Annotated in this window: 27 protein-coding genes and 2 tRNA genes; 21 read left to right on the top strand and 8 right to left on the bottom strand. The window is 67.7% G+C overall.

Annotated elements, in window-relative coordinates:
• Positions 1-47: 47 nt before the first annotated feature.
• The 12 genes from DM194_RS08240 (at position 48) to DM194_RS08185 (ending at position 9,475) form a co-directional block, all read left to right on the top strand.
• Positions 48-914, top strand: a complete 867-nt coding sequence (locus tag DM194_RS08240) for an urease accessory protein UreD (RefSeq protein ID WP_246024324.1) — start codon at positions 48-50, stop codon at positions 912-914.
• A 164-nt stretch (positions 915-1,078) separates the two neighbouring features.
• A complete protein-coding gene (locus DM194_RS08235; RefSeq protein WP_014248459.1) occupies positions 1,079-1,381 on the top strand; it encodes an urease subunit gamma in 303 nt (100 codons plus the stop codon).
• 13 nt (positions 1,382-1,394) lie between these two features.
• Positions 1,395-1,700: an urease subunit beta gene (locus tag DM194_RS08230; protein ID WP_111066815.1), complete on the top strand. Its 306-nt coding sequence runs from the start codon at positions 1,395-1,397 to the stop codon at positions 1,698-1,700.
• Positions 1,701-1,725: 25 nt separating this feature from the next.
• On the top strand, positions 1,726-3,435 hold the full coding sequence (gene ureC / locus DM194_RS08225) for an urease subunit alpha (protein ID WP_111066812.1): 1,710 nt from the start codon (positions 1,726-1,728) through the stop codon (positions 3,433-3,435).
• 186 nt (positions 3,436-3,621) lie between these two features.
• On the top strand, positions 3,622-4,425 hold the full coding sequence (locus DM194_RS08220) for a glutamate racemase (protein WP_246024323.1): 804 nt from the start codon (positions 3,622-3,624) through the stop codon (positions 4,423-4,425).
• Complete coding sequence (locus DM194_RS08215) at positions 4,425-4,907, top strand: urease accessory protein UreE (protein WP_111066806.1); 483 nt, start codon at positions 4,425-4,427, stop codon at positions 4,905-4,907. Before DM194_RS08220 ends, DM194_RS08215 begins: the two co-directional genes overlap by 1 nt.
• Positions 4,891-5,610, top strand: a complete 720-nt coding sequence (locus tag DM194_RS08210; protein ID WP_246024145.1) for an urease accessory protein UreF — start codon at positions 4,891-4,893, stop codon at positions 5,608-5,610. Before DM194_RS08215 ends, DM194_RS08210 begins: the two co-directional genes overlap by 17 nt.
• Positions 5,607-6,251 carry an urease accessory protein UreG gene (gene ureG / locus DM194_RS08205; RefSeq protein WP_014248453.1) on the top strand — a complete coding sequence of 215 codons (645 nt, stop codon included), beginning with the start codon at positions 5,607-5,609 and terminating at the stop codon, positions 6,249-6,251. Before DM194_RS08210 ends, ureG begins: the two co-directional genes overlap by 4 nt.
• A 110-nt stretch (positions 6,252-6,361) precedes the next feature.
• Complete coding sequence (locus DM194_RS08200; protein ID WP_111066801.1) at positions 6,362-7,261, top strand: PRC-barrel domain-containing protein; 900 nt, start codon at positions 6,362-6,364, stop codon at positions 7,259-7,261.
• A 60-nt stretch (positions 7,262-7,321) separates the two neighbouring features.
• Positions 7,322-7,762: a YgaP-like transmembrane domain gene (locus DM194_RS08195; RefSeq protein WP_111066798.1), complete on the top strand. Its 441-nt coding sequence runs from the start codon at positions 7,322-7,324 to the stop codon at positions 7,760-7,762.
• A 321-nt stretch (positions 7,763-8,083) separates the two neighbouring features.
• On the top strand, positions 8,084-8,869 hold the full coding sequence (gene fabI / locus DM194_RS08190) for an enoyl-ACP reductase FabI (RefSeq protein ID WP_111066796.1): 786 nt from the start codon (positions 8,084-8,086) through the stop codon (positions 8,867-8,869).
• A 195-nt stretch (positions 8,870-9,064) separates the two neighbouring features.
• On the top strand, positions 9,065-9,475 hold the full coding sequence (locus DM194_RS08185) for a bacteriohemerythrin (RefSeq protein ID WP_111066794.1): 411 nt from the start codon (positions 9,065-9,067) through the stop codon (positions 9,473-9,475).
• An 18-nt stretch (positions 9,476-9,493) separates the two neighbouring features.
• Here DM194_RS08185 and serB read toward each other — a convergent pair whose 3' ends face one another.
• Positions 9,494-10,399: a phosphoserine phosphatase SerB gene (gene serB, locus DM194_RS08180; protein ID WP_111066792.1), complete on the bottom strand. Its 906-nt coding sequence runs from the start codon at positions 10,397-10,399 to the stop codon at positions 9,494-9,496.
• A gap of 204 nt (positions 10,400-10,603) precedes the next feature.
• Between serB and miaA the strand changes: the two genes are divergently transcribed.
• From miaA to ilvC, 5 genes are all read left to right on the top strand, one after another.
• Entirely contained in the window at positions 10,604-11,596 is a 993-nt protein-coding gene (miaA, locus tag DM194_RS08175) for a tRNA (adenosine(37)-N6)-dimethylallyltransferase MiaA (protein WP_111066790.1), read from the top strand.
• A 17-nt stretch (positions 11,597-11,613) separates the two neighbouring features.
• Entirely contained in the window at positions 11,614-12,825 is a 1,212-nt protein-coding gene (locus tag DM194_RS08170; protein ID WP_111066788.1) for an aminotransferase-like domain-containing protein, read from the top strand.
• A gap of 325 nt (positions 12,826-13,150) precedes the next feature.
• Positions 13,151-14,914, top strand: coding sequence for an acetolactate synthase 3 large subunit (locus DM194_RS08165; protein WP_111066786.1), 1,764 nt, complete (start codon positions 13,151-13,153; stop codon positions 14,912-14,914).
• Positions 14,915-14,949: 35 nt separating this feature from the next.
• Positions 14,950-15,456, top strand: coding sequence for an acetolactate synthase small subunit (gene ilvN / locus DM194_RS08160; protein WP_111066784.1), 507 nt, complete (start codon positions 14,950-14,952; stop codon positions 15,454-15,456).
• A gap of 184 nt (positions 15,457-15,640) precedes the next feature.
• Positions 15,641-16,660 carry a ketol-acid reductoisomerase gene (gene ilvC / locus DM194_RS08155; protein ID WP_111066782.1) on the top strand — a complete coding sequence of 340 codons (1,020 nt, stop codon included), beginning with the start codon at positions 15,641-15,643 and terminating at the stop codon, positions 16,658-16,660.
• 152 nt (positions 16,661-16,812) lie between these two features.
• Here ilvC and mrdA read toward each other — a convergent pair whose 3' ends face one another.
• The 5 genes from mrdA to DM194_RS08130 form a co-directional block, all read right to left on the bottom strand.
• Complete coding sequence (gene mrdA / locus DM194_RS08150; protein WP_111066780.1) at positions 16,813-18,696, bottom strand: penicillin-binding protein 2; 1,884 nt, start codon at positions 18,694-18,696, stop codon at positions 16,813-16,815.
• A 17-nt stretch (positions 18,697-18,713) separates the two neighbouring features.
• Entirely contained in the window at positions 18,714-19,226 is a 513-nt protein-coding gene (gene mreD, locus DM194_RS08145; protein ID WP_111066779.1) for a rod shape-determining protein MreD, read from the bottom strand.
• Between the two features lie 37 nt (positions 19,227-19,263).
• A complete protein-coding gene (gene mreC, locus DM194_RS08140) occupies positions 19,264-20,133 on the bottom strand; it encodes a rod shape-determining protein MreC (protein WP_111066777.1) in 870 nt (289 codons plus the stop codon).
• A 95-nt stretch (positions 20,134-20,228) separates the two neighbouring features.
• Complete coding sequence (locus DM194_RS08135) at positions 20,229-21,269, bottom strand: rod shape-determining protein (protein ID WP_012974729.1); 1,041 nt, start codon at positions 21,267-21,269, stop codon at positions 20,229-20,231.
• A 366-nt stretch (positions 21,270-21,635) separates the two neighbouring features.
• Entirely contained in the window at positions 21,636-22,175 is a 540-nt protein-coding gene (locus DM194_RS08130; protein ID WP_111066775.1) for a TIGR00645 family protein, read from the bottom strand.
• A gap of 203 nt (positions 22,176-22,378) precedes the next feature.
• Between DM194_RS08130 and phoU the strand changes: the two genes are divergently transcribed.
• On the top strand, positions 22,379-23,086 hold the full coding sequence (gene phoU, locus DM194_RS08125) for a phosphate signaling complex protein PhoU (RefSeq protein ID WP_111067836.1): 708 nt from the start codon (positions 22,379-22,381) through the stop codon (positions 23,084-23,086).
• Between the two features lie 134 nt (positions 23,087-23,220).
• Complete coding sequence (gene hisE, locus DM194_RS08120; RefSeq protein ID WP_111066773.1) at positions 23,221-23,547, top strand: phosphoribosyl-ATP diphosphatase; 327 nt, start codon at positions 23,221-23,223, stop codon at positions 23,545-23,547.
• 36 nt (positions 23,548-23,583) lie between these two features.
• Here the strand turns inward: hisE and DM194_RS08115 are convergent, their stop codons facing one another.
• The gene (locus DM194_RS08115) at positions 23,584-25,113 is read right to left on the bottom strand and encodes a class I SAM-dependent methyltransferase (RefSeq protein ID WP_111066771.1); all 1,530 of its coding nucleotides are present in this window, start codon (positions 25,111-25,113) and stop codon (positions 23,584-23,586) included.
• 227 nt (positions 25,114-25,340) lie between these two features.
• Between DM194_RS08115 and DM194_RS08110 the strand changes: the two genes are divergently transcribed.
• Together DM194_RS08110 and DM194_RS08105 are read left to right on the top strand one after the other, a co-directional pair.
• Positions 25,341-25,416, top strand: a tRNA-Lys gene (locus DM194_RS08110).
• Positions 25,417-25,439: 23 nt separating this feature from the next.
• A tRNA-Lys gene (locus tag DM194_RS08105) sits at positions 25,440-25,515 on the top strand.
• Between the two features lie 162 nt (positions 25,516-25,677).
• Here DM194_RS08105 and DM194_RS08100 read toward each other — a convergent pair.
• Complete coding sequence (locus DM194_RS08100; protein ID WP_111066769.1) at positions 25,678-26,085, bottom strand: bacteriohemerythrin; 408 nt, start codon at positions 26,083-26,085, stop codon at positions 25,678-25,680.
• Between the last annotated feature and the right edge of the window lie 7 nt (positions 26,086-26,092).

Raw genomic sequence — 26,092 nt, 5'->3', positions numbered from 1 at the left:
AGACTGGCGCCCGCAACATCCAGGGTGGGAGCGGGCGCTTGGTTCAGGTGGCGGTGGCCGACAGGCAGGAAGACTCCGCGCGCGAGGAAAAGAAGGTCGCCGTCCATGGCGCTGCGACCGTCCGGTTCGAACATCGCCACGGCGAGACCCGGCTGGCGACGCTCTATCATCATGACCCGTTGCGGGTTCTGATGCCGGCGTCGCGCCGTGGCGATCTTCCCATCGCGGTGCTCGCCACCACCTCCGGCGGCATGGTCGGCGGCGACCGCATGGACATCGCCCTGTCGGTCGGGGCGGGGGCGAAGGCCCTGGTCACCACCCAGGCGGCCGAGAAGGTCTATCGTTCCACCGGTGCCGACTGCCGCATCGACACCATGCTGTCGGTCGAGGACGGCGCGTGGCTGGAGTGGATGCCGCAGGAAGCCATCGTCTTCGAAGCTTCGCGCCTGCGCCGCCTGACCCGGATCGACCTGTCGGGCGACGGCCGCGCCATCGCCGGCGAGATGCTGGTCTTCGGCCGCGCCGCCTTCGGCGAGACGGTGACCCGCGGCCTGATCCGCGACGCCTGGGAGGTCGCGCGCGACGGCCGCCTGATATGGGCCGACGCCCTGCATCTGGACGACGACATCGCCGAAGCGCTGGCCCACCCCGCCGGCTTCGGCGGAGCCGCGGCCTGCGCCACCCTGCTTCACGCCGCCCCCGACGCCGCCCGCCGCCTCGATGCGATTCGGGCCTTGACGGAGCCTTTGGAGGGCGCCCGCATCGGCGCCACGGCGCTGGACGGCCTGCTGGTCGTCCGCATCCTCGGCGGCGACGCCCGCGCGGTGCGGCGCGCCTATGCCGCCCTGTGGTCCGGCCTGCGCGCCGAGGCCGCCGGGCTGCCCACCCGCCTGCCGCGGCTGTGGGAGGTCTGAGGGCCACGCTCCGGCCGTCTCGCCAGCACTTTCATGCCGCCCAGCATTTTCAAGTCGCTACGTCATACGACGCACTTGGCGCACCGCATCATCGTGGCATAATCGCTCCCAACCGGCCGGCAATGATCCGGCGACGAACAGGGTGGCGAAAGGGCAATCCCCCGATGAACCTGACAGGGCGCGAGAAGGACAAGCTGCTGGTCGCGATGGCGGCGATGGTGGCGCGGCGGCGGCTGGAGCGCGGCGTCAAGCTGAACCACCCGGAGGCGGTCGCCCTCATCACCGACTACGTGGTGGAGGGTGCGCGCGACGGCCGCACGGTGGCCGAGCTGATGCGCGACGGCGCCACCGTGCTGACCCGCGATCAGGTGATGGAGGGCATCCCCGAGATGATCCACGACATCCAGGTCGAGGCGACCTTCCCCGACGGCACCAAGCTCGTCACCGTCCATCAGCCGATCCGTTGAGGGGGGATGTCCGATGAAGCCCGGTGAAATCTTCCCGGCGGCCGGCGAGATCGTGCTGAACGACGGCCGCGCCACCGTCGAACTCGACGTCGCCAATGCCGGCGACCGGCCGATCCAGGTCGGCTCGCACTTCCATTTCTACGAGACCAACGGCGCGCTGGCCTTCGACCGCGAGAAGGCGCGCGGCTTCCGGCTCGACATTCCGGCCGGGACGGCGGTGCGCTTCGAACCCGGCCAGACCCGCCGCGTGACGCTGGTCGCCTATGGCGGCGACCGGGTGGTGATCGGTTTCAACCGCAAGGTCAACGGCGCCCTCTGACGGGCCGACAGGAAGGGCGAAGGAAATGGCGCACCGCATCGACCGGGCCGAATATGCGGCCCTCTACGGTCCGACCACCGGCGACCGCGTCCGGCTGGCCGACACCGACCTGATCGTGGAGGTCGAACGCGACCACACCGTCTATGGCGAGGAGGTGAAGTTCGGCGGCGGAAAGGTGATCCGCGACGGCATGGGCCAGAGCCAGCGCTCGCGCCACCAGGGGGCGGTCGACACCGTCATCACCAACGCGCTGATCATCGACCACTGGGGCATCGTCAAGGCCGACATCGGCATCACCGGCGGGCGCATCGCCGCCATCGGCAAGGCCGGCAATCCCGACGTCCAGCCCGGCGTCGACATCATCGTAGGGCCGGGCACCGAGGTGATCGCGGGCGAGGGCAAGATCGTCACCGCCGGCGGCATCGACGCCCACATCCACTTCATCTGCCCGCAGCAGGTGGACGAGGCGCTGAACAGCGGCGTCACCACCATGCTGGGCGGCGGCACCGGCCCGGCCGCCGGCACCGCGGCCACCACCTGCACGCCGGGGCCGTGGCATATGGAGCGGATGCTCCAGGCCGCCGAAGGGCTGCCGATCAACCTGGGCTTCTTCGGCAAGGGCAACACCAGCCGCCCCGACGCGCTGCTGGAGCAGATCGCCGCCGGCGCCTGCGGCCTGAAGCTGCACGAGGATTGGGGCACCACGCCGGATGCCATCGACACCTGCCTGACCGTCGCCGACCAGTTGGACGTCCAGGTGGCGATCCACACCGACACGCTGAACGAATCCGGCTTCGTCGAGGACACCATCGCGGCGTTCAAGGGCCGCACCATCCACACCTTCCACACCGAAGGCGCGGGCGGCGGCCATGCCCCGGACATCATCCGGGTGGCGGGGCTCAACAACGTGCTGCCCAGCTCGACCAACCCGACGCGGCCCTTCACCATCAACACGGTGGACGAGCATCTCGACATGCTGATGGTGTGCCACCACCTCAGCGCCCGCATTCCCGAAGACGTCGCCTTCGCCGAAAGCCGCATCCGGCGCGAGACCATCGCGGCGGAGGACATCCTGCACGACCTGGGCGTCTTCTCCATGATCTCGTCGGACAGCCAGGCGATGGGCCGGCTGGGCGAGGTGGTGATCCGCACCTGGCAGACCGCCCACAAGATGAAGCTCCAGCGCGGGCGGCTGCCGCAGGAGACCGGCGACAACGACAATTTCCGGGTCAAGCGCTACATCGCCAAATACACCATCAACCCGGCGCTGTCGCACGGCATCGGCCATGTCGTCGGCTCGGTCGAGGTCGGCAAGCTGGCCGATCTGGTGGTGTGGTCGCCGGCCTTCTTCGGGGTCAAGCCGGACATGGTGATCAAGTGCGGCACCATCGCCGCGGCGCTGATGGGCGATCCCAACGCCTCGATCCCGACGCCGCAGCCGGTGCATTACCGCCCGATGTTCGGCGCCTTCGGCCGGGCGATACAGGCCAGCAGCGTCACCTTCGTCAGCGCCAAGGCGATGGAGTTGGAGGTCGGCCGCCAGCTTGGCCTGCACCGCGAGCTGATCGCCGTCCAGGGCACCCGCACCGTCGGCAAGAAGGACATGATCCACAACGACGCCACCCCGCACATCGAAGTGGACCCGGAAACCTACGAGGTCCGGGCGGACGGGCAGTTGCTGACCTGCGAGCCGGCCGAGGTCCTGCCGATGGCGCAGCGGTATTTCCTGTTCTGAGGCGATTTTTTTATCCCCTCTCTCCCCTGGGGAGAGGGTTAGGGTGAGGGGGAACCGCTTCGAGGATCTCTTCGGCTGCGCCGAACCCCCTCATCCCAACCTTCTCTCCAGGGGGGAGAAGGAGTTTCCTGGTAGGGCTCAAGACAGTTGATCGGCGTATTCGACTCAGGACATGGCGGATTGACGGTGCTGCGCGCCCTGGTGGACGCCGCACCCGACCGGCCCTTCGTCTATCTCGGCGACCATGCCGCCGCTCCCTACGGCCCGCGCAGCGAGGACGACATCTACCGGCTGACCGTGGCCGGGATGGACCGGCTGTTCGCCCAGGGCTGCCGGCTGGTCGTCATCGCCTGCAACACGGCGGCGGCGGTGGCGCTGCGCCGTCTCCAGCAGGAATGGCTGCCCTCGGCCCATCCCGGCCGCAACGCGCTGGGCGTGCTGGTGCCGATGGTGGAGGCGATCACGCGGGTGCCGTGGATGATCGACACCGTTCCGCCGGACCATCTGGCCGAACCGCGGACCGTCGGCATCTTCGCCACCGCGGCGACCGTCAATTCGGGCTCCTTCCCGCGCGAGATCGGCAAGCGCGCCCCCTCCATCCGCGTCGTGCAGCAGGCCTGCCCCGATCTCGTGCCGCTGATCGAGCGCGGCGCTTCGGACGACGAGATCGCGCCGGCGGTGGCCGGCTATGTCCGTGTGCTGCTGGACAGGATGGGCCGCCAGCCGCTCGACGCGGTGGTGCTGGGCTGCACCCATTACCCGCTGGTCCGCCACCTGTTCGCCCGCGCGCTGCCGCCGGGGGTGGAGGTGCTGTGCCAGCCGACCCTGACCGCCCGCTCGCTTGAGCAGTATCTCGACCGCCACCCCGAATACCGGCCCCTTCCGGCGGAGCGGGGACTGCGCTTCTTCACCACCGGGGACGCGGCGCTGGTCAGCGAGCTGGCCGGCCGCTTCTTCGGCCACCCGACCCCCTTCGAACGGCTTAGCTGATGACCGAACCCGCCCGCCGCGCCACCCGAGTCCATGCCCGCGGCCATTGGCCCGCGGAGCAGGCGGTTGGCACCGTGACGCTCGCCTTCGACGACCGCTTCCGCCGCCGCATGGCGATGACCGACGATGCCGGCGGCGCCTTCCTGCTCGACCTGCCGCGGGCGGTGGCGCTGGACGACGGCGACGGGCTGGAACTGGGCGACGGCAGCTTCCTGCGCGTGGTCGCCGCCGCTGAAGACCTGATGGAGGTCCGCGTGCCCGGCCCGGTGGAGGCCTTCGCGCGGGTGGCCTGGCATCTCGGCAACCGCCACCTGCCGGTGCAGATCGTCGGCGACACCATCCGCCTGCGCCGCGACCATGTGATCGAGGACATGCTGCGCGGGCTGGGGGCGGAGGTGCGCGACGTGACCGCGCCCTTCATGCCGGAAGGCGGCGCCTATAGCGGGCATTCGCATGGCGGCGGGCATGGGCATTCGCACTGAGGTGAACGACGGCGTCTCCACCCATGCGCTGACGCGCCTGCTGGCGTGGCTGTCGCCCAGCTTTCCGGTCGGCGGCTTCTCCTACAGCCATGGCATCGAGGCGGCGGTGGAGCAGGGGCTGGTGCGGGACCGCGCCACGCTGATCGTCTGGCTCGACGGCATCCTGCGCCATGGCGCCGGGCGCACCGACGGCATGCTGTTCGCCGCCGCCCATCGCGCGGTGCGCGCCGGGGACGAGGCGGCCTTCGCCTGGGCGGTGGAGCGCGCCGACATCCTGCGCGCCTCCTCCGAAACCGCGCTCGAATCGCGGGCGCAGGGTCAGGCCTTCCTGCTGGCGATCCGCGCCGCATGGCCGCTCGACGGCTTGGCCCGCTGGGATGCGGTGATCGCCGGCACCGGCCGGCCGGTCGCCTATGCGGTGGCGGTGGCGCTGACCGCAGCCCTGACCGGCGTGGCGGAGGGGCCGGCGCTGACCGCCTATCTGCATGCATTCGCCGCCAATCTGGTGTCGGCCGGGGTCCGGCTGGTGCCGCTGGGCCAGACCGACGGGCAGCGGGCGCTGGCGGCGCTCGACCCCATCACCCACAGCGCGGCGGAGGCGGCGCTGGCGGCCCCGCTCGACGACCTCGGCGGCCGGGCGATGGCCGTCGACTGGACCTCGATGATCCACGAAACCCAATATACGAGGCTGTTCCGCTCATGAGCGCTCTCCCCGCTATCGAAAAGAGCCACGCCGGCCCGCTTCGCGTCGGCATCGGCGGTCCCGTCGGCTCCGGCAAGACCGCGCTGACCGACGCGCTGTGCAAGCGCATGCGCGACGATTGGGAGGTCGCGGCGATCACCAACGACATCTACACCAAGGAGGATGCGGAGTTCCTCACCCGCTCCGGCGCGCTGAAGCCGGAACGGATCATGGGGGTGGAGACCGGCGGCTGTCCGCACACCGCGATTCGCGAGGACGCCTCGATCAACCTCGCCGCCGTCGACCAGATGAACGCGAAGTTCCCCAACCTCGACCTGATCTTCATCGAATCGGGCGGCGACAACCTCGCGGCCACCTTCTCGCCGGAACTGGCGGACATCACCATCTACGTCATCGACGTGTCGGCCGGCGACAAGATCCCGCGCAAGGGTGGGCCGGGCATCACCCGGTCGGACCTGCTGGTGATCAACAAGACCGACCTCGCCCCGATGGTCGGCGCCAGCCTGGAGGTGATGGACCGCGACGCCCGCAAGATGCGCGGCGACCGTCCCTTTGTGTTCGCCAACGTCAAGGCCGGCGAAGGGGTGGACGCCATCCAGTCCTTCATCGTCCAGCGCGGCGGGCTGCCCCTGCCGGGTTGAGAGAGTCTTACATCCGAAGACACAACCGCAGGAAGACGGGCGCACGGGAACCTCCGGCTTGAGCATGCTGTTCATGCAGCATGAGACGATTCAAGCCGGAGGATGTCCCGATGACGCGCCAGATCCCTGCAACGGCCCTGGGCACTGTGCTGCTGCTGGCCGCGCTGGCCCCCGTCGCCGCGCCCGCGATGGCCGCCGACGACTGCGCGGCCGGGCTCGACCGGCTTGGACAGCAGGCGGCGGCTCTCGAAGCCGCGGCGCCCAACAGCCCGGCACCCGTGACCCCGCAGGAGATCGCGCAGCTGCGCGCCCTGCAGCAGGCCGCCCAGGGCGCGGCGCAGAAGGGCAACGCGCAGGCTTGCCAGGCCATCCTGGGAGAGGCCGCGGCGCTGCAGGACTCCATCGCCCATCCCCGCGCCATCGCCGCCGACCAGCTTGAGGACACCAAGCTGCGCAGCCCGGACGGCAAGGACATGGGCGAAATCTCCGAACTGGTGATCGATCCGGCGACCGGGCGCATCGCCTATGCGGTGGTCGAGCTGGGCGGCTTCCTCGGCATCGGCGACAGCGACTTTCCCGTGCCGTGGGCGCTGTTCTCGCCCTCCGGCGACGGCTATGTCCTGAACGTTCCCAAGGACAAGCTGACCAACGCTCCGCGTTTCGACGAAAAGAACCGCCCGAACATGAACGACCGCCAATGGGCGATGGCGGTGCATACCTATTACGGCGTTCCCCCCTACTGGATGCAGCAGTCGGCCACGCTGGCCGCGATCGCCGGCCTGACGGGAGGCGGCAGCGACGCCGCGGCGCCTCTGCGCCAGGAAGTCCAGCGCCTGTCCCAGGAGGTGACGAGGCTGAACCAGGAACTTCAGCAGGCGCGCGCATCCGGCTCCAGCGCCGCGCCGGCCGGCGCTTCGGGCGGGCAGGGCGGCGCAACGCCGGCCTCTCCTCAGGCGTCTCAGGCCCCGTCGGGGAACGACAGCCCCCAGCCGCCGGTTTCCCAACAGTGACACGATAACGATCCGATCGCGGGGCGCCCGGATTTGGGTTCCGCATTCAGGAGGACCGACATGGAAATCTCTTCCATCACCGATACGGCCCAGCGCAGCCTGCGCAGCTTCAACGACCGCATCCATGGTCCCGGCGGCGACTATACCATCAATGTCGGCCATGGCGAGCGGCTGGCCTCGCTGGCCGGGGGCGCGGCGCTGGCGGTGCTGGGGCTGCGCCGGCCGAACTGGACCGGCGCCGCGATGGCGCTGGCCGGCGGCGTCCTGGTGGCGCGCGGGCTGAGCGGCTACTGCCCCGCCAAGTCGATGCTGGCCGATTGGGGGCGCCGCGACCACGCCGCCATTCCGTCGCAGGATGTGGAGCGCGGGATCGATCCCTATTCCCGCCATCCCGGCGACATCTATCAGGAAACCTGCGAAGACGAGATCGTCGACGAGGCGTCGCAGGAATCCTTCCCGGCCAGCGATCCGCCCTCCTTCACGCCCGGCGTCGCCCGGTAAGCGGCCGGCTGCATAAGGGGCGTGACTGGTTAACGGAAATGTCATCAAGAAACGGTCTTCCGGCCGCGCGCCGGAGGACCGTCTTGATATGGATCAATGAAGGGGATACCCGGAAGGACTTCGGTTTTTACTGAACTTGCCCGTCGCAATGCTGCGCGATGATTGGGGAGTTTGTGCGGAATGGCCCCATTACACGTTGCGGGGCTGTCGCGATTGGTCTATGGTGCGCTGCACAAGGAACGCCGCGTGCCCTTGTCCGGCGAAAAGTCCGCCAGGGTTGCGGCCGCTCCTCCCGTCACACCGACCGCAGGACCGTCCGCCATGACCACGATCATTCCCGCCGCCGCCACGCTCGAAGGCAAGAAGGGGCTCGTCCTTGGCATCGCCAACGACCAGTCGATCGCCTGGGGCTGCGCCCGCGCCTTCCGCGCGCTGGGTGCCGACCTCGCGGTCAGCTATCTGAACGAGAAGGCGAAGCGCTTCGTCGAGCCGTTGGCCCAGCAGTTGGAGGCCGAGATCTTCGAACCGGTGGACGTCACCGGCGAAGGCGACCTGAAGGCCATGTTCGACAAGATCGGCGAAAAGTGGGGCAAGCTGGACTTCGCGCTCCACAGCATCGCCTTCGCGCCGAAGGAGGATCTGCACGGCCGGGTCGTCGACTGCTCGCGCGAGGGCTTCCAGCAGGCGATGGACATCTCCTGCCACTCCTTCATCCGCATGGCCCGCTATGCGGAGCCGCTGATGAAGGACGGCGGGTCGCTGTTCACCATGTCCTATTTCGGCGCCAACCGCGTCATCGACAATTACGGCGTGATGGGCCCGGTGAAGGCCGCGCTGGAGGCCAGCGTGCGCTATCTGGCGGCCGAGCTCGGCCCGAAGGGCATCCGCGTCCACGCCATCTCCCCCGGCCCGATCAAGACCCGCGCCGCCTCCGGCATCGCCCATTTCGACGAACTGATGAACAAGGCCACCGAGCGGACCCCCGAAGGCCGGCTGGTGACCATCGAGGAGGTCGGCTACACCACGGCCTTCCTCGCCACCGACGGCGCCAAGGGCATCACCGGCGACACCACCTACGTCGATTGCGGCTATTCCATCATCGGCTGAGGCCAGCGGATTTCCGGCCGAATCCTGGTTGAGGAACGGGGGCGGGTGCGGCGACGCATCCGCCCCCGTTGCGTTTGGAACGCCTCTCCCAGGTGCGTCAAATTGCCGTGTGACGTCCCGACTGTTTGGGTGCGGTGGTAGCACCAGCCATAATCCGTCCAAACGGGGTGCCGGGAAGGGGGAGGCGGCAAGGTCATGGGCGCCATCACATGGCGACGGCAGTTGAGCGTCGGCCAGCCGGCCATCGACGACGATCACAAGCATCTGATCGAGTATCTGAACGAACTCGACGCAGCGCTGGCCGCCCCGCGGTTCCAGCCTGTTCGCGTTGCCAAGATTCTGGTCAAGCTGCTGGAATACACCAAGGAGCATTTCGCCCGCGAGGAGCGCATCATGCAGATCGTGCGCTATCCGCAATTCGAGGAGCACGTCGCCATGCACCGCGCCGCGGTCAAGATGGTCAGCGAGCTGTCGAACCGCTTCTCCATCGAACCCACCCACGAGAACGCCGAGAAGCTGTACAAGTTCACCGCCGACTGGCTGGTCCGCCACATCATCCTGATGGACACGCAGCTCACGCCCTATGTGCGCGGCGTCTGGGCGTGAGCGGATAGCGGCGGACGCTCAACCCACGAAGTCGGTGGCGCGATAGCCCTGGGCGTAGAGCAGGGCGGTCAGGTCGCCGTGGTCGACGCGGGCACGGGCTTCGGCGGCGACGACGGCCTTGGCATGGAAGGCGACGCCGAGCCCGGCGGCCAGCAGCATCGGCAGGTCGTTGGCGCCGTCGCCGACGGCCATGGTCTCCGCCATCGGCACGCGGTGCTCGCCGGCATAGGCCATCAACGCCTGCAGCTTGCTGTCCTTGTCCAGGATCGGTTCGATCACCATGCCGGTCATCACGCCGTCGACCACTTCCAGGTCGTTGCCGCGGTCGTCGTCGAAGCCGATCCAATCGCGCACGCGGCTGGTGAAGCAGCGGAAGCCGCCCGATACCAGGACGCAGACGGCGCCGTTGGCGCGCATGGTGCCGACAAGCTGGGATGCCCCCGGCATCAAGGTGGCGCGCTGCCACACCTCGTCGATCACCGTCTCCTTCAAACCCTTCAGCAGGGCGACGCGCTCGCGCACCGCGTCCTTGAAGTCGATTTCGCCGTTCATGGCGCGGGCGGTGATGGCGGCGATGTGGTCCTTCAGCCCGACATAGTCGCCGAGCTCGTCCAGCATCTCCTGCTCGATGATCGTCGATTCCATGTCGGCGACCAGCAGCCGCTTGCGCCGGGTCGCCGCCGGCTGGGCGATGATGTCCAGGGTCGCGCCGATTCCGCTCGCCGTCAGGGCATGGCGGATCGCCGCCTCCGCCTGTTCCGGCGCGAGATTGCCGAAGGGCAGGTCGCAGGCGGCGCCGGGGGCCAGCCAGTCCGGCGTCCCGGCATCGGCGCCCAACCCGACCAGCGCCGCCTTGGCGGTCTGGACGACGGTCTCGTCGAGCGTGGCGGTGCGGGGGGCGATCAGCGTGGCGACGGCGTTCATCGGCGGGTTTCCCGAGGAAAAGAGGGCCTTTGCGCGCTGCCTACCACAGGCGGGGAGCCGGGTCCAACGAAGCTTCGGCGTCGTCGCGTCGATGGGAGTTGCAATGCGGGCGCCGGAACGCCATGGAAGGGGGATGGAACAGGCTCGACGGACCAGGTTCCTTCTCCCCGGGGGGAGTGGGGGATGTCGGGCGGGATGCGGACGATGAGTGACCTTACAGACGTCGTCGTCATCGGCGGGCCGACCGCGTCGGGCAAGTCGGGGCTGGCGCTCGCCGTCGCCGAGGGGTTCGGCGGCACCGTCATAAATGCCGACAGCATGCAGCTCTATTCCGACCTGGACGTGCTGACCGCCCGCCCGCCGGCCGAGGATCTGGCGCGGGCGCCCCACCGTCTCTATGGCGTGCTGCCGGCGGCGGAGCGCGGTTCGGCCGCGCGCTGGCGCGACATGGCGCTGGCGGAGATCGACGCCGCCAAGGCCGAGGGGCGGCTGCCCGTGGTTGTCGGCGGGACCGGCCTGTACCTGCGTGCGCTGATGCAGGGATTGAGCGAGGTGCCCCCCATCCCCGACGAGGTGCGCGCCGCCGCCCATGCCCGGCTGGCGTCCATCGGCGGCGAGGCCTTCCGGTCCGAGCTGGTCGCCCGCGATCCGGCATCGGCCAGGCTGAACGCCGGCGACACCACCCGCCTCACCCGCGCCTGGGAGGTTCTGGAGGCCACCGGCCGGCCGCTGTCCCATTGGCAGAGCCGGACCGCCCAGGGCGCCCCGGAGCATCTGCGCTTCACCGTCATCGTGCTCGATCCGCCGCGCGCCGACCTCTATGCCCAGTGCGACAGGCGTTTCCACCTGATGATGGGGCAGGGCGCGCTGGAGGAGGTGCGGCGATTGGACGCCCTGGCGCGGGAGCGGGACCTCGCCCCCGACCTGCCGGTGCTGAAGGCGCTGGGCGTGCCGGAGCTGCGCCGCCACCTGCACGGCGAAATCCCGCTGGACGAGGCGGTCGCGCTGGCCCAGCAATCCACCCGCCGCTATGCCAAACGTCAGGTGACGTGGTTCCGGCATCAGATTGTTGGCAAATCATCCGATATGCTGGTAAGTCGTACAGGACAGCATAGCTGCCATACCATCGATTCGCCCTGTTCAGAGGCGGAACGAAATGCAATGCTCGGCCGCCTGAGAACGATACTAAATTACTGATCCGAAGGAGAAGCGACGTGTCGGTTGATTGGGGTCATGTGTTCGCGGGCCGCGTGGGCGGCATGACGGCGTCCGAAATCCGGGAACTGCTGAAGCTGATCGAGCGCCCGGAGATCATCTCCTTCGCCGGCGGCATCCCCGACCCGGACCTGTTCCCCAGCTCGGCCATCGCGCGGTCCTACGAGAAGATCTTCCAGTCCAATTCCGGTGCCGGGGCCGCCCTGCAGTATTCCATCACCGAAGGCTACACGCCGCTGCGGGAATGGATCTGCGATTACATGGGCGGCAAGGGCGTCAACATCGGGCTGGACGGCGTGCTGGTCACCAACGGCTCGCAGCAGGTGCTGGAGTTCGTCGGCAAGCTGCTGATCGGCCCCGGCGACAAGATCGTGGTCACCCGCCCGACCTATCTCGGCGCGCTGCAGGCCTTCTCGCCCTACGAGCCGACCTATCTCTCCATCCCGATGGACGAGGAAGGGCCGGAGATGGCGGCGCTGACCGAGGCGCTGGCGCAGAAGCCGAAGTTCTTCTACCTCGTCCCCGATTTCCAGAACCCCAACGGCACCACGGTGACGCTGGCCCGCCGCCACGCCATTCTGGACGCCTGCGAGGCGGCCGGCGTGCCGGTGATCGAGGACACCGCCTATTGCGAACTGCGCTACGACGGCGAGCATCTGCCGCTGATGGCGGCGCTGGATTGCGAACGCAACGGCGGCAAGCTGACCAACGTCATCTTCGGCGGCACCTTCTCCAAGACCATGGTGCCGGCCATGCGCGTCGGCTGGGTCAATGCCGCGCCGGAGGTGGTGAACCGGCTGGTGCTGATGAAGCAGGCGGCCGACCTGCACGCCAGCACGATCAACCAGATCGTCATGCACGACGTCGTCTCGCAGATCTTCGACAGCCACATCAAGCTGCTGCGCACCCAGTACAAGGAGCGCCGCGACGCCATGCTGGCGGCCCTGGACGAATTCGCCCCGCCGGGCGTCACCTGGACCAAGCCGGAAGGCGGCCTGTTCGTCTGGATCGAGGCACCGGAGGGCGTCGACGGCACGGAGCTGCTGGCCCGCGCCATCAAGGAGGCCAATGTCGCCTTCGTCCCCGGTTCGGCCTTCCACGCCGACCGCTCGGGCCGGAACACGCTGCGTCTCGCCTTCTCCGTCACCAAGCCGGCGCAGATCCGCGAGGGCATCCGCCGGCTGTGCGAATTGCTGAAGACGGCCGCCTGACCGCCCGTCCTTCCCAGTCGCCGCCCCTTCGGAACGGCGGCCGCGCTTCGGTGCGGCCGCCGTTTCCATGTCGGGAAAGCCGGCGCCGGGCGGAGCGGCCACCTCCTATGGACGCGCAACAATTGGAAAAACTGCGGCAAAAAAACTTTGCAAACATTCGCGAATTGGGTTGACCTGTGACGGATGATTTGACTAATTTGCCGCTCCCAGCACTCGCCATCAGGGCTAAGCCGTTGATCTGAACGGTATCCCTTCCCGGCAGGGTTGGTGTTCCCAAGGAACCGGGCGCCCTAGAGGAGGCGCCCACATGAGAAGGTCGTGAGCGATGTCCGAACAGAAGCTGACCGGCGCCCAGATCGTCATCAAAGCCCTGAAGGATCAGGGCGTTGACATCATCTTCGGCTATCCCGGCGGCGCCGTACTTCCCATCTACGACGCGCTGTTCCAGCAGAACGACCTCAAGCATGTCCTTGTACGCCACGAGCAGGCCGCGGTTCACGCCGCCGAAGGTTATGCGCGCTCGACCGGCAAGGTCGGCTGCGTGCTGGTGACCTCCGGCCCCGGCGCCACCAACGCGGTGACCGGCCTGCTGGACGCCCTGTGCGACAGCATTCCGCTCGTCTGCCTGTCGGGCCAGGTGCCGACCCACCTGATCGGCAACGACGCCTTCCAGGAAGCCGACACCACCGGCATCACCCGTCCCTGCACCAAGCACAATTACCTGGTGAAGGACGTCGACAATCTGGCCCGCACCCTGCACGAGGCCTTCTATGTCGCGCGCAGCGGCCGTCCCGGCCCGGTGCTGGTCGACATTCCGAAGGACGTGCAGTTCGCCGACGGCACCTACGTCCCGCCGGCGGAGGTCAAGCACAAGACCTATCGCCCGCAGGTGAAGGCGGAGATGGCCCGCATCGAAGAGGCGATCGAGCTGATCGCCAATGCCAAGCGGCCGGTCTTCTACACCGGCGGCGGCGTGATCAACGCCGGCCCCTTCGCGGCCAAGCTGCTGACGCAGTTCGTCAAGACCACCGGTTTCCCGATCACCTCCACCCTGATGGGCCTGGGCGCCTTCCCGGCATCCGACAATCAGTGGTTGGGCATGCTCGGCATGCACGGCACGTACGAGGCGAACCTCGCCATGTACGAATGCGACGTCATGATCAACATCGGCGCCCGCTTCGACGACCGCGTGACCGGCAAGCTGTCGGCCTTCTCGCCGGGCTCCAAGAAGATCCACGTCGACATCGACCCCAGCTCGATCAACAAGAACGTGGCGGTCGACATCCCGATCGTCGGCGACTGCGGCGCCGTCCTGGAAGACATGCTGCGCATCTGGAAGGCGCGCGCCAAGTCGCCGGACAAGGCCGCGCTGAAGGAGTGGTGGGGCAAGATCGAGGGCTGGCGCGCCCGCAACTGCCTGAACTACAACCGCACCGAATCGGTCATCAAGCCGCAATACGCGCTGGAGCGCCTGCGCGAGGCCCTGCGCGGCAAGGACCACTACATCACGACGGAAGTCGGCCAGCACCAGATGTGGGCGGCCCAGTTCCTGCCCTTCGACGAGCCGAACCGCTGGATGACCTCGGGCGGCCTCGGCACCATGGGCTACGGCCTGCCGGCCGCCATCGGCGCCCAGCTGGCCCACCCCGACGCCATCGTCGTCGACGTGTCGGGCGAGGCCAGCTTCCTGATGAACATGCAGGAGATCGGCACCGCCGTGCAGTACCGCGCGCCGGTCAAGATCTTCATCCTGAACAACCAGTATATGGGCATGGTGCGCCAGTGGCAGGAACTGCTGCACGGCTCGCGCTATTCCCAGAGCTATTCGGAAGCCCTGCCGGACTTCGTGAAGCTGGCGGAATCCTGGGGCTGCGTCGGCCTGCGCGCCACCACGGTGGCCGAGGTCGATCAGGTGATCGAGAAGATGCTGGCCGTCACCGACCGGCCCTGCATCATCGACATCGCCGTCGATCCGAAGGAAAACTGCTTCCCCATGATCCCGGGCGGCAAGGCCCACAACGAAATCCTGTTCGGTCCGGACGACAGCCCGTCCGAAGCCACGCCGGAAGACGGCATGGTGCTGGTCTGATCGGCTGACGACGAACGAACGGGGGAATGGGTCTCATGGAAAACGCGATCGAAAAGCACACCATCGCCGTGCTGGTGGACAACGAGCCGGGCGTTCTCGCCCGCGTCATCGGACTGTTCTCCGGCCGCGGCTACAACATCGAAAGCCTGACGGTGGCGGAGGTGAACAACGCCGAGCACCTGTCGCGCATCACGCTCGTCACCTCGGGCACCCGGATGATCATCGAGCAGATCAAGGCGCAGCTCGGCCGGCTGGTTCCGGTCCACCGCGTCCACGACCTGACCGACGAAGGGCCGTCGGTGGAACGTGAACTGGCGCTGGTCAAGGTGGCCGGCACCGGCGACCGTCGGATCGAGGCGCTCCGCCTCGCCGACATCTTCCAGGCCAAGGTGGTCGACGCGACGCTGAGCAGCTTCATCTTCGAGCTGACCGGCACCACCGAGCAGGTCGACGATTTCGTCGGTCTGATGGGCCAGCTCGGCCTCGTGGAGGCCAGCCGCACCGGCGTGGTCGCCATGTCGAAGGGCCCGGCGGCGTTCTAACGCGCGCTCGCCTGCAGAAGATCATTCTGCGCAAGAATGGAGCGGCAAAAACGCAAGGAAGCTTTGCATTTTGCCGCTCCGTCGAGCGATTGTTTCCCTTGACGGGCGGCTTTGCTCAATGGAGTAATCCGCCGCAGGAAACGCACTCTGTCTTTGTTCGTTGCGAATTCAAGGAACCATCTCCATGCGCGTCTATTACGATCGTGATGCCGACGTCAACCTGATCAAGGGCAAGAAGGTCGTCATCGTCGGCTACGGCAGCCAGGGCCACGCCCACGCCCACAACCTGCGTGACAGCGGCGTGAAGGACGTGCGGATCGCGCTCCGCCCGGGTTCGGCCACCACCAAGAAGGCCGAGGCCGCCGGCTTCACCGTGATGAACCCGGCCGAGGCCGCCGCCTGGGCCGACGTTGTGATGGTTCTGACCCCGGACGAGCTGCAGGCCGACCTGTACCGCGACGATCTGGCCCCGAACATGAAGCAGGGCGCCGCTCTGGCCTTCGCGCATGGCCTGAACGTCCACTTCAACCTGATCGAGCCGCGCGCCGACCTCGACGTGTTCATGATCGCGCCGAAGGGCCCCGGCCACACCGTGCGCAGCGAATACCAGCGTGGCGGCGGCGTCCCGTCGCTGGTCGCCGTTCACCAGAACGCCTCGGGCAACGCGCTGGACATCGCCCTGTCCTACGCCTCGGCCAATGGCGGCGGCCGCGCCGGCATCATCGAGACCACCTTCAAGGAAGAGTGCGAGACCGACCTGTTCGGCGAGCAGGCCGTTCTCTGCGGCGGCCTGACCGAGCTGATCCGCGCCGGCTACGAGACGCTGGTCGAGGCGGGCTACGCCCCCGAGATGGCCTACTTCGAGTGCCTGCACGAAGTGAAGCTGATCGTCGACCTGATGTACGAGGGCGGCATGGCCAACATGCGCTACTCGATCTCCAACACGGCCGAGTACGGTGACTACCGCACCGGCCCGCGCATCATCACGCCCGAGACCAAGGCCGAGATGAAGCGCGTCCTGACCGACATCCAGGAAGGCCGCTTCGTCCGCGACTGGATGCTGGAGTGCAAGGCCGGCCAGCCGTCCTTCAAGGCGATCCGCCGCCGCAACGCCGAGCACGAGATCGAGAAGGTCGGCGAGAAGCTGCGCGCCATGATGCCGTGGATCGCCGAGCGCCGTCTGGTCGACAAGTCGAAGAACTGATCGGGCGAAAGCCAAGTCGGAAAGCCAAGTCGGTTTGACGGAAGGCGCGTCCCTGCGGGGGCGCGCTTTTCTTTTTGGGGAAGCGGCAAGGGCGATGCCCCCTCCCTAACTCTCCTCTTCGAGGGGAAGGGGGCGGTTCAGCCAGCGGGCTTCTACCCCCGCGGCTCCATTGCCGGCGGCGGGGTTTCGGCGACGGCGGCGCGGCCGGGGTCGCGCTTCTGGGTTTCCAGCAGGATGTCGCGGGCGATCGGCGCCGCCGCGGTGGAGCCGCCGCCGCCATGCTCGACAAAGACGGCGCAGGCATAGCGCGGCGCCTGGATCGGGGCGTAGGCGACGAACAGGGCGTGGTCGCGTTCGCGCCAGGGCAGATCCTCGTTCTTCCGCACGCCGGTGGAGCGCTCCGCCATGGTGATGCGGCGGACCTGGGCGGAGCCGGTCTTGCCGGCCATCTCGTAGCCGGCCTCGGTGATGCGCGACTTGAAGGCGGTGCCGTTGGGCGCGTTGGTCACCTCGTTCATGCCCCGCAGCACGATGTCGAGGTTCTCCTTCTTCACGCCGATGCTGGGCCAGGCGGTCTGTTCGCCGCTGACGGCCTTGATCTGCTTGGTCAGGTGCGGCTTGACCGCATAGCCGCCATTGGCCAGCCGGCAGGTCATCACCGCCAACTGCAGCGGCGTCGTCAGCACATAGCCCTGGCCGATGGAGGCGACCAGCGTCTCGCCCATGTCCCAGCCCTTGCCCAGGGTCGCCCGCTTCCAGGCGATGGTCGGCATCAGCCCGGCCCGCTCATGCGGCAGGTCGATTCCGGTGCGGATGCCCAGGCCGAAGCGGTTGGACATCTCGGAGATGCGGTCGATGCCGACGCGGCGCGACACGTCGTAGAAGAACACGTCGCAGGAATGGCGCAGCGCCCCGACGAAATCGACCGTGCCGTGGCCGCCGCGTTTCCAGCAGTGGAAGCGATGGTCGCCCAGCTCCATGTGGCCGGGGCAGAAGACGGTGTGCCGGCTGCTGACGATTCCCGATTCGAGCGCCGCCAGCGCCACCACCATCTTGTAGGTGGAGCCCGGCGGGTACTGGCCGACCACCGCCTTGTTGTTCAGCGGCGTCGCCTGGTTGGACAGCAGCTCCTCCCAAAGCTCGGCGCTGATGCCCATGGTGAACTGGTTGGGATCGTAGCTGGGATGGGAGGACAGCGCATAGATGCCGCCGGTATGCACGTCCATCACCACCGCCGACGCGCTGACCTCCTGCGACAGCCGTTCCTGCACGAAACGCTGCAGCGCCATGTCGATGGTCAGCTGGATCTCGCGGCCCGACTGCCCTTCGTCGCGCGACAGCTCGCGGATGACGCGGCCGACGGCGTTGACCTCCAACTGGCTGGTGCCGGCGGTGCCGCGCAGAACCTTCTCGTGAAACCGCTCGATTCCGGCCTTGCCGATGCGGAAGCCGGGGAGGGACAGCACGGGATCGCTGCTTCCGCTCAACTCCGCTTCCGACACCGCGCCGACATAGCCCAGGATATGGGCGGTCGCCTCGGCCTGCGGATAGTGGCGCAACTCGCCCACCTCGATCGACACGCCCGGCAGGTCGGGGGTGTTGGCCTCCAGCGTCGCCACCTGTTCCCAGGTCAGGTTCTCGCGCACGGTGACGGGGACGAAGCGGCGCTTGCGGTGCAGTTCGCGCAGCACGCGGCGGCGGTCGCCGTCGGTCAGCGGCACGATGCGGGAGATCTTGTCGAGCGTCTCCTGGATGTTGTGGGTGCGCTCCGACACCACGACGACCCGGTAGTTCTGCTGATTCACCGCCAAGGGCACGCCGAAGCGGTCGACGATGTTGCCGCGCGACGGGGCGATCAGCCGCAGGCTGATGCGGTTCTCCTCCGCCAACATGGTGTAGCGCGCGGATTCGACCACCTGCAGGTAATAGAGCCGGCCGACCAGCGCGGACAGGCCGGCCAGCTTGATGCCGCCCAGCACCAGGGCGCGGCGCGCTAGCAGGCGGGAACGGTCGGTATCGCGATCGATCGAACTCATGAAACCGGCGGGGCCCTTTACCCGTTCAAGAACGCGCGGTGCACGCGGATCAGCAGCCAGCCCACCGCAGGAAACACCGCCACCGTCAGCAAGCCCTGGAACAGCGCCGGCAGGATCGACAGCGCAACCCCGTCCAGTGCCGTGAACGCCAGCCATTGCAGCACGACGGCACCGGCCATCACCAGGGTGAAGCCGAGCCACAGCAGCGCGAAGGTGCTGGCCAGGAACACCCGGCGCTGGTTCAGGACCGCCCATTGCGCCACGATCAGCAGCAGGGCATTGACGCCCAGCGGCCCGCCGGTCAGGAAATCCTGCAGCAGCCCGATCAGAAAGGCCACCCCCGGACGCATCAGGTCAGGCCTGTGGATCGTCCAGTAATAGACGGAAACCAGCGTCAGGTTCGGCGCCACCGGGGCGTAGCCCGGCACCGGCAGGGGGATCATGCCGACCAGAACCATCATGACGGTAACGGCGAAGGGCGCCAGATTGCGCCCCACCTTGTCGACCCGTTGCCAGAAGGTTGCCGTCATGCCGGCGGCCTTTCCGCCGGGGTGCTTTCGGATCGGCTCACTTCCACTCCGGTGACGGGCCCAGGTCGGTGACGGGCAATCCGAAATCCACCAGACGCAGATGCTCGAGCCGCGAGAGGTCGGCGCTGGGCAGCACACGCACGCCGCGCTCGCTCACCGCGGTCACCACGCCGACCGGCAGGCCGGACGGGAACAGGCCGCCGTCGCCCGAGGTCACCACCTGTTCGCCGACCTGGATCGGCGACTCCGGCGGCAGATAGAGAAGCCTGGCCTGGTCGGAATTGTCGCCGGCCAGGATGGCGCGCTGGCGCGTGTTGGCCAGGACCACCGGGATACGGGCGTTGATGTCGGTCAGCAGCAGGATGCGGGACGACCATTCGCCGACCTCGATCACCCGGCCCACCAGACCGGCCCCGGCCAGCGCCGCCTGTCCCTTGCGCACCCCGTCACGCTTGCCGGCGGTCACCACCAGCGTGCGGACGAAGGAGCTGCCGGGGGTCGCGATGACGCGGGCGGCGATATAATTGACGGAGGGATCCGGACGGACGCGCAGCAGGCTGCGCAGGCTGTTGTTCTCCGCCTCCAGCCGCAGGGCCGCCTGCTTCCATTGCAGCAGCCGGGCGTTTTCGGCCTTCAGCCGCTGGTTTTCTTCGAAGGCGTTTTCAAGTTCCACCACCGACTCGACGACGCGGGCCGCGGTCGCGGCGGGGCGGGAGATGGCGTCGAGGATCGGGGCGAAGGCGTCGGTCACGCGGGCGCGGGCGCTGTCCACCGAAACGGAGTCGATCTTGCCGACCATCATCAGCGCGATGGAGGCCAGGACAAGCAGGAGGAAGGAGAAGCGTTGCGCGAGGGCCCGTAAAGGTGCGGCAAGGCGGGTGACGGAGCCGGATGAGCGTGACTTCACAGGAAATTCCCGTCCAGATACGCGGTCCGTCTCCGGCCCTTACCACCCGCGATATGGGCGGCGGACCGGAGGCCTTCCAATCAGGGATACACCAATCAGTAAGCGCTGACCAAGACGTTTCGCAGCGTCTTCATCTCCTCGAGCGCGCGGCCGGTGCCGAGAGCCACACAGGAGAGGGGATCGTCGGCAATCGACACCGGCAGGCCGGTGGCGTGGCGCAGGACGAAGTCCAGGTTGCCCAGCAGGGCGCCGCCGCCGGTCAGCACGATGCCCTTGTCGACGATGTCGGCGGCCAGTTCGGGAGCGGTGTGCTCCAGCGCCACCTTCACCGCCTCGACGATGGCCGAGACGGGTTCGGCCAGCGACTCGGCGATCTGCCGCTCGGAGATGATCAGTTCCTTGGGCACGCCGTTCATCAGGTCGCGGCCCTTGATCTCGAGGATGCGGCCTTCGCCGTCCTCGGGCGGGCAGGCGGAGCCAATTTCCTTCTTGATCCGCTCGGCCGAGCCTTCGCCGACCAGCAGATTGTGGCTGCGGCGGATGTAGCCGATGATGGCCTCGTCCATCTTGTCGCCGCCGACGCGGACGGAGCGCGAATAGACGATGCCGCCCAGCGACAGCACGGCCACCTCGGTGGTGCCGCCGCCGATGTCGACGACCATCGAGCCCGTCGGTTCCGTCACCGGAAGCCCGGCGCCGATCGCGGCGGCCATCGGCTCCTCGATCAGGAAGACGCGGCGGGCGCCTGCGGCCTCGGCCGATTCCTGGATCGCCCGGCGTTCCACCGCGGTCGAACCCGACGGCACGCAGATGATGACCTGCGGGCTGGCGAAGCTGCGGCGGTTGTGAACCTTGCGGATGAAATGCTTGATCATTTCCTCCGCGACTTCGAAATCGGCGATGACGCCGTCGCGAAGCGGGCGGATGGCCTGGATGTTGCCGGGGGTTCGGCCGAGCATCATCTTCGCCTCGTCGCCGACGGCGAGGACCTGCTTCTTGCCTCGCACATTGGCGATGGCGACGACGGACGGTTCGTTAAGGACGATGCCGCGGCCCTTGACATAGACCAGGGTGTTGGCCGTGCCCAGATCGATCGCCATGTCGGCGGACAGAACGCCCAGCAGTTTGGAGAGCATGGAGCTGACGAACTCTATCAAAGCGGTTGAGACGGCCGAGCCGGCGGCGACTGGCATAGCATGTCCGCCCCCGGTTCCATAGTCGAATGCGTCCGCACGCTCAAGGGGAGAGTGCGCCCGGCACGCCCGACCCGTGTCGCGAAAGCGGACGCCGGATGGCCGGTGCCCGCCGCCTCTTGCGGTGTCTGGTGAAGGCGAAACTGGCGGATCAGGGTTAATTTTCCGTCAACGATCGAACCCTTGAGGTCGGTCCGCGGCAAACTCCGCCCATATCCGCCAATAGCCCTTCGGCCGGTGTGGCGCTTCATTGTCTAGTCGGAACCATGCTGCGCCGCAACGGACAATTGCCAGATGGCCAGGGGATGGTCAGTGATGCCCGGCATCGGGTTTGTCGGCCGGCTTGGCCGGACGGGCGTGGTGTCCCTCCAGCCGGTCCATGCAGGCCAGCAGAACGCCCGACACCACGAAGGTCATGTGGATGATCACCAGCCACATCAACTCATCCCGCGAGGTCTGGGACAAATTCATGAAGGCCTTCAAAAGATGAATGCCGGAGATGGCGACGATGGAGGCGATCAGCTTCAGCTTCAGCCCGCCGAAATCGACCTTGCCCATCCAGTCCGGCCGGTCCTCGTGATTGGCCACGTCGATCTTGGAGACGAAATTCTCGTATCCGGCGAAGATCACCATCACGAGAAGGTTGCCGGCGAAGGACAGGTCGATCAGCGTGAGAACGGCCAGCAGCACGTCCTTCTCGCTCATGACCAGCACATTCGGAACGATGTGCAGGATTTCCTGGGTGAACTTCACCAGCAGGAGCATCAGCGAGACCACGAGCCCCAGATAGAAGGGGGCGAGCAGCCAGCGGCTGGCGAAGATGACTTTTTCGAAGCGGCGTTCGATCATGGCGGGTGCGGCACGTCGTTGATTAGGGAAGATGCGGAGACGGCGGATGTGTCGCAATGCTGCGCCGCAAAATCAACCGAGCATTTCAATCGGCATAGGGAGCGGGGAAACCCTTATTCGTCATAGGCATTGTCATTGTACCGTAACGTCCGGACGCTATGGTTGCGGCTCTGAATGAGATCGCCGGGAAGGGTTTGCCGACCATGAAGACGTCCGCTCCGCACATCGTGTCCGCGTTCGAGGACGCGCTGAAGCGGATGAAATCCGCCATCGTGCAGATGGCCGGCGCCGCGGAGACGCAGATCGATCAGGCATTGACCTGCCTGGCCCAGCGCAATCCCGATCTGGCGCGTGAAATCGTCGAGTCGGACGCGCGACTCGACACCTTCGAACATGACATCGAAGCGCATTGCATGCGTTTGCTGGCCCTGCGCCAGCCGGTTGCCGACGACCTGCGCGAGGTGGTGGCGGCGCTGAAGATCGCCGGCAACCTGGAACGCATCGGCGACCATGCCGCCAACACCGCCAAGCGCGCGGTCGCCATCTTCAGCCTTGCGGAAGCGGCCTCGCTGCCGGGCCTCCCGCAGCTCGGCCGGCTGGTGCGCGAGCGGCTCAGCGCCGTGGTCGACGCCTATGTCGACAGCGACAGCGAGGCGGCCTTGCGCATCTGGCGCACCGACGACGAGGTGGATGCGCTCTACACCAGCCTCGTTGCGGAGGTGGAACGGTCCGCCCTGGCGGCCCCGGACCAGTTCATGGCGCATGTCCACCTGATGATGATCGCCAAGAACCTGGAACGCATCGGCGACCACGCCACCAACATCGCCGAGGTCGTGTATTTCGTCAGCACCGGCCAGACCCTGCTGGACGAGCGTCCGAAGGCCGATCATTCCTATGATCCGGTGGGCTGAGACGGAAAGCCGCCGCAAGGCATAAGGCGATCGTTGAACCTGGGACCGGGCCGAAGGGGGATAGTATTTCGGCTGCGGAACGATCACTTTAACGGGAAGCCGTTCCCGCCCGTAGACGAGACACACCCTCCCTGATGACCGACGACCTGATCCGCCTCTATGCCGCCATCCTCGAGCGCCAGCAGATGGACCCGGCGCAGTCCAAGACCGCCCGGCTGATCGCCGCCGGTCCGAAGAAGATCGCCAAGAAGGTGGGCGAGGAAGCGGTCGAGGTGGCGCTGGATGCCATGAACGAGGATCGGCAGGGCGTCATCAACGAAAGCGCCGACCTGCTGTACAACCTGTCGGTCCTGTGGGCGACGCTGAACATCCACCCGGACGATGTGTTCGCCGAAATCCGCCGGCGCGAAGCGCTCTACGGCATCGCCGAGAAGCTGCCGAAGGCCGTCACCGAGCGCTGAGCGCGGCTGCCGGCGGCATCGGGCCGGCCCCAGCCCTCAGGCCACTCCCAACCCCTTCAGCAACGGCAGCCGCCGCTGCGTGAAGGCCGCATGCCGGCGCGCCAGTTCCGCCCGGCTGGCCTCATCCCCCTCGCAGCGCTCGCCGTCGCGGCCAATCGTGATTCCGTCGGCGGACAAATGGTGCCAGGCGAAGGCGGGGGGATCCTCGCCCAACCGCGCGGCCAGCAGGAACAACGCCTCGATCCGCGACACCGGAACCCCGGCCCCCAGCAGCGGGGAGGCGAGCTGCCCGGGCGTGTCGCCGAAGCGGTGGCGCTCAAGAACCACGGCGTTGAAGCGCTCGGCCGAGGCTTTGCGTTCGGCAAATCCCTCTTCGGGCATGACCGGCGCGGCCAGCGACAGGCTGGTCAGCAGGACCAGCGCGCGCAGCACGGCGTCCTCTCCCTGCGCCGCCAGGGCCGGACGGCCGAGCAGCGCGTCGAGGCTCTGCGGCCCCTCGGCCAGCGCCTCGCCCAGCGGCTGGTAGAGCGCCGGCGGGAAGGGCAGGCGGCCTACGGGGGTGGAGGCAACCTCCGGCAGATCGTCGGCGGCCGTCAGCAGTGCGAACCGGGTCTCACCCAACAGGGCGCGCCGCTCGGCCGGACCCAGCCGCTCGCCGCCCTTCACGAACAGGTCGCGGCGGAAGCTGCGGTTGGTCATCACGTCGCGCAGGGTTTCGCCCTGGGCCGGGTCGGATGCCTCCGCCGCCAGCGCCTGCTGCGCCGGGGACAGGGTGAGGTCGTGCAACTGCTCCATCGGCACGGCGGCCCCGGCGAACTCCAGCTTGGCGGCGGCCATCTCGCGCGCCACGTCTGCATGGTAGAAGGCCGTCCAGTCGCTGTTGAGATATTCGTGGGCGATGTAGTTCGGCGACTTGTGGCGAAGCTGCTCGATCCGCTCCACCACGCCGTCGGTGGCGCCGAACCAGCCGCCGCCCTGCGCCGCCATCCGCGAGGCGAATTCGACCGCCCGCGCGATGCGGTCGGGCAGGGGGCCGCCGCCCTCGGCGCAGCGCTCCACCAGCAGGCGGCGCAGCGGCATGTACGCCAGCGTGCCGGGCAGGGCGTTGTAGCTGACGAAGACCACCCCGCCGGGCGCCAGCCGGCGGCGCAGCGTGTCGAGCAGGATCGCCCGGTTCTCGGCGCTCACCCAGGACCAGACGCCGTGCAGGGCGACCGCATCCAGCATCGGCCCCTCGCGCCGGGCATGGTCGGCGAAGCTCTCCTCCAGGAAGGTGGCGTTGGCGAGCCCGGCATCGTCGGCCAGCCGCCGGACGCCGGCGATGTGCGAGGGATTGAAGTCCATCGCCTCGAACCGGGCCGCCGGGTGGGCGCCGGCCAGCAGCGCACTGGTCAGCCCGTGGCCGCATCCCGGCTCCGCCATGGTGAAGCTGCCGCGGCGCAGCACCTCGGGCGGACGCCAGCCGCGCAGCGTCAGGGCGAAGCAGAGGAGGGCCGGCGACCAGTCGCGATAGACGGCGCGGATATAGTCGATGCCGCCGACATAGCCTTCGGTCCAGCCGCCCATTTCCGATCTCCCGTTCCGATGCCCCGTTTCGACAGCGCCGGTGTAGCCGCCGGGGGCTGAGTACGGCCACCGAAAAGCGCGCGTCAAAAAATTCACATGGGGTGCGATTTTGCTATCGACAGGCCAAAAGCCCTTCGCTATAAACCGCGCCACACCGGCCGGGACAACGGCTTGGCCGGGGCGATGAACAGTCGGCTGTTTCAGCCGGGTTCGCCGCAGCAAGAGATGGGCGCATAGCTCAGTTGGTAGAGCAGCTGACTCTTAATCAGCGGGTCCAAGGTTCGAGTCCTTGTGCGCCCACCATCTCTTGTACATTTCCTACGGATGGGCGCATAGCTCAGTTGGTAGAGCAGCTGACTCTTAATCAGCGGGTCCAAGGTTCGAGTCCTTGTGCGCCCACCATCCATAAGGGGCTGGAACCGAGCAGGTTCCGGCCCCTTTCCATATCCAGAGTTTCGTTCGGGAGTGTGGTCCAGGCGTTTCGCGTGATGCCCCCTCCCTGACCTGCTCACGTGACCGGACCGGCCAGCGTCTGGGAAGGGAAGGAGCATCCGTGGCGATGCCTCACCCCTCCGCTTGCGCCAGGAAGGCCGCGGTCACCCGGTCCATCGTCGCCAGATGCGTGTGGAACCAGTCCGGGAAATAGAGGGTGACGTATTTGCGCGCCCGGTCCTCCTTGCCCTCCGCCAGTTCGGCTTCCATCGTTGCGACCACGCTCAGGACGCGGGTGTGTTCGTCCTTGTGGCAATGCAGGGCGAAGAAGCCGTGCTGGGCCATCAGCGCGTTCTCGCGGGCGAAATGCTCGCGCAGATGCGTGGCGAAGGCGGCGAAGGGCGCCTGCATTCCGCCGGCCGGCGCATCGCAGGTGGCCTGCAGCAGGGCGACGGAATCGATGTGGTCGCGGTCCATGACCGCATGGCCAAGAGTGGGAATGGTGGCGGCGGGCGTGTCGGGCATGGCGGTCGCAAGCATGAGGGGG

The sequence above is a fragment of the Azospirillum ramasamyi genome (assembly GCF_003233655.1).
In the GTDB taxonomy this organism is placed as follows: Bacteria; Pseudomonadota; Alphaproteobacteria; order Azospirillales; family Azospirillaceae; genus Azospirillum; species Azospirillum ramasamyi.
The sequence above is the reverse complement of the archived record's forward strand: the minus strand, read 5'-3'. Positions and strand labels throughout refer to the sequence as shown.

What these genes read in the sequence shown, in the direction of transcription:
- DM194_RS08235 (WP_014248459.1), top strand. Translation starts at nt 1,079, where the DNA reads ATGAACCTGACAGGGCGCGAGAAGGACAAGCTGCTGGTCGCGATGGCG.
- DM194_RS08230 (WP_111066815.1), top strand. Translation starts at nt 1,395, where the DNA reads ATGAAGCCCGGTGAAATCTTCCCGGCGGCCGGCGAGATCGTGCTGAAC.
- ureC (WP_111066812.1), top strand. Translation starts at nt 1,726, where the DNA reads ATGGCGCACCGCATCGACCGGGCCGAATATGCGGCCCTCTACGGTCCG.
- DM194_RS08215 (WP_111066806.1), top strand. Translation starts at nt 4,425, where the DNA reads ATGACCGAACCCGCCCGCCGCGCCACCCGAGTCCATGCCCGCGGCCAT.
- DM194_RS08210 (WP_246024145.1), top strand. Translation starts at nt 4,891, where the DNA reads ATGGGCATTCGCACTGAGGTGAACGACGGCGTCTCCACCCATGCGCTG.
- ureG (WP_014248453.1), top strand. Translation starts at nt 5,607, where the DNA reads ATGAGCGCTCTCCCCGCTATCGAAAAGAGCCACGCCGGCCCGCTTCGC.
- DM194_RS08200 (WP_111066801.1), top strand. Translation starts at nt 6,362, where the DNA reads ATGACGCGCCAGATCCCTGCAACGGCCCTGGGCACTGTGCTGCTGCTG.
- DM194_RS08195 (WP_111066798.1), top strand. Translation starts at nt 7,322, where the DNA reads ATGGAAATCTCTTCCATCACCGATACGGCCCAGCGCAGCCTGCGCAGC.
- fabI (WP_111066796.1), top strand. Translation starts at nt 8,084, where the DNA reads ATGACCACGATCATTCCCGCCGCCGCCACGCTCGAAGGCAAGAAGGGG.
- DM194_RS08185 (WP_111066794.1), top strand. Translation starts at nt 9,065, where the DNA reads ATGGGCGCCATCACATGGCGACGGCAGTTGAGCGTCGGCCAGCCGGCC.
- serB (WP_111066792.1), bottom strand. Translation starts at nt 10,399, where the DNA reads ATGAACGCCGTCGCCACGCTGATCGCCCCCCGCACCGCCACGCTCGAC.
- miaA (WP_111066790.1), top strand. Translation starts at nt 10,604, where the DNA reads ATGAGTGACCTTACAGACGTCGTCGTCATCGGCGGGCCGACCGCGTCG.
- DM194_RS08165 (WP_111066786.1), top strand. Translation starts at nt 13,151, where the DNA reads ATGTCCGAACAGAAGCTGACCGGCGCCCAGATCGTCATCAAAGCCCTG.
- ilvN (WP_111066784.1), top strand. Translation starts at nt 14,950, where the DNA reads ATGGAAAACGCGATCGAAAAGCACACCATCGCCGTGCTGGTGGACAAC.
- ilvC (WP_111066782.1), top strand. Translation starts at nt 15,641, where the DNA reads ATGCGCGTCTATTACGATCGTGATGCCGACGTCAACCTGATCAAGGGC.
- mrdA (WP_111066780.1), bottom strand. Translation starts at nt 18,696, where the DNA reads ATGAGTTCGATCGATCGCGATACCGACCGTTCCCGCCTGCTAGCGCGC.
- mreD (WP_111066779.1), bottom strand. Translation starts at nt 19,226, where the DNA reads ATGACGGCAACCTTCTGGCAACGGGTCGACAAGGTGGGGCGCAATCTG.
- DM194_RS08135 (WP_012974729.1), bottom strand. Translation starts at nt 21,269, where the DNA reads ATGCTCTCCAAACTGCTGGGCGTTCTGTCCGCCGACATGGCGATCGAT.
- DM194_RS08130 (WP_111066775.1), bottom strand. Translation starts at nt 22,175, where the DNA reads ATGATCGAACGCCGCTTCGAAAAAGTCATCTTCGCCAGCCGCTGGCTG.
- phoU (WP_111067836.1), top strand. Translation starts at nt 22,379, where the DNA reads ATGAAGACGTCCGCTCCGCACATCGTGTCCGCGTTCGAGGACGCGCTG.
- hisE (WP_111066773.1), top strand. Translation starts at nt 23,221, where the DNA reads ATGACCGACGACCTGATCCGCCTCTATGCCGCCATCCTCGAGCGCCAG.
- DM194_RS08115 (WP_111066771.1), bottom strand. Translation starts at nt 25,113, where the DNA reads ATGGGCGGCTGGACCGAAGGCTATGTCGGCGGCATCGACTATATCCGC.
- DM194_RS08100 (WP_111066769.1), bottom strand. Translation starts at nt 26,085, where the DNA reads ATGCTTGCGACCGCCATGCCCGACACGCCCGCCGCCACCATTCCCACT.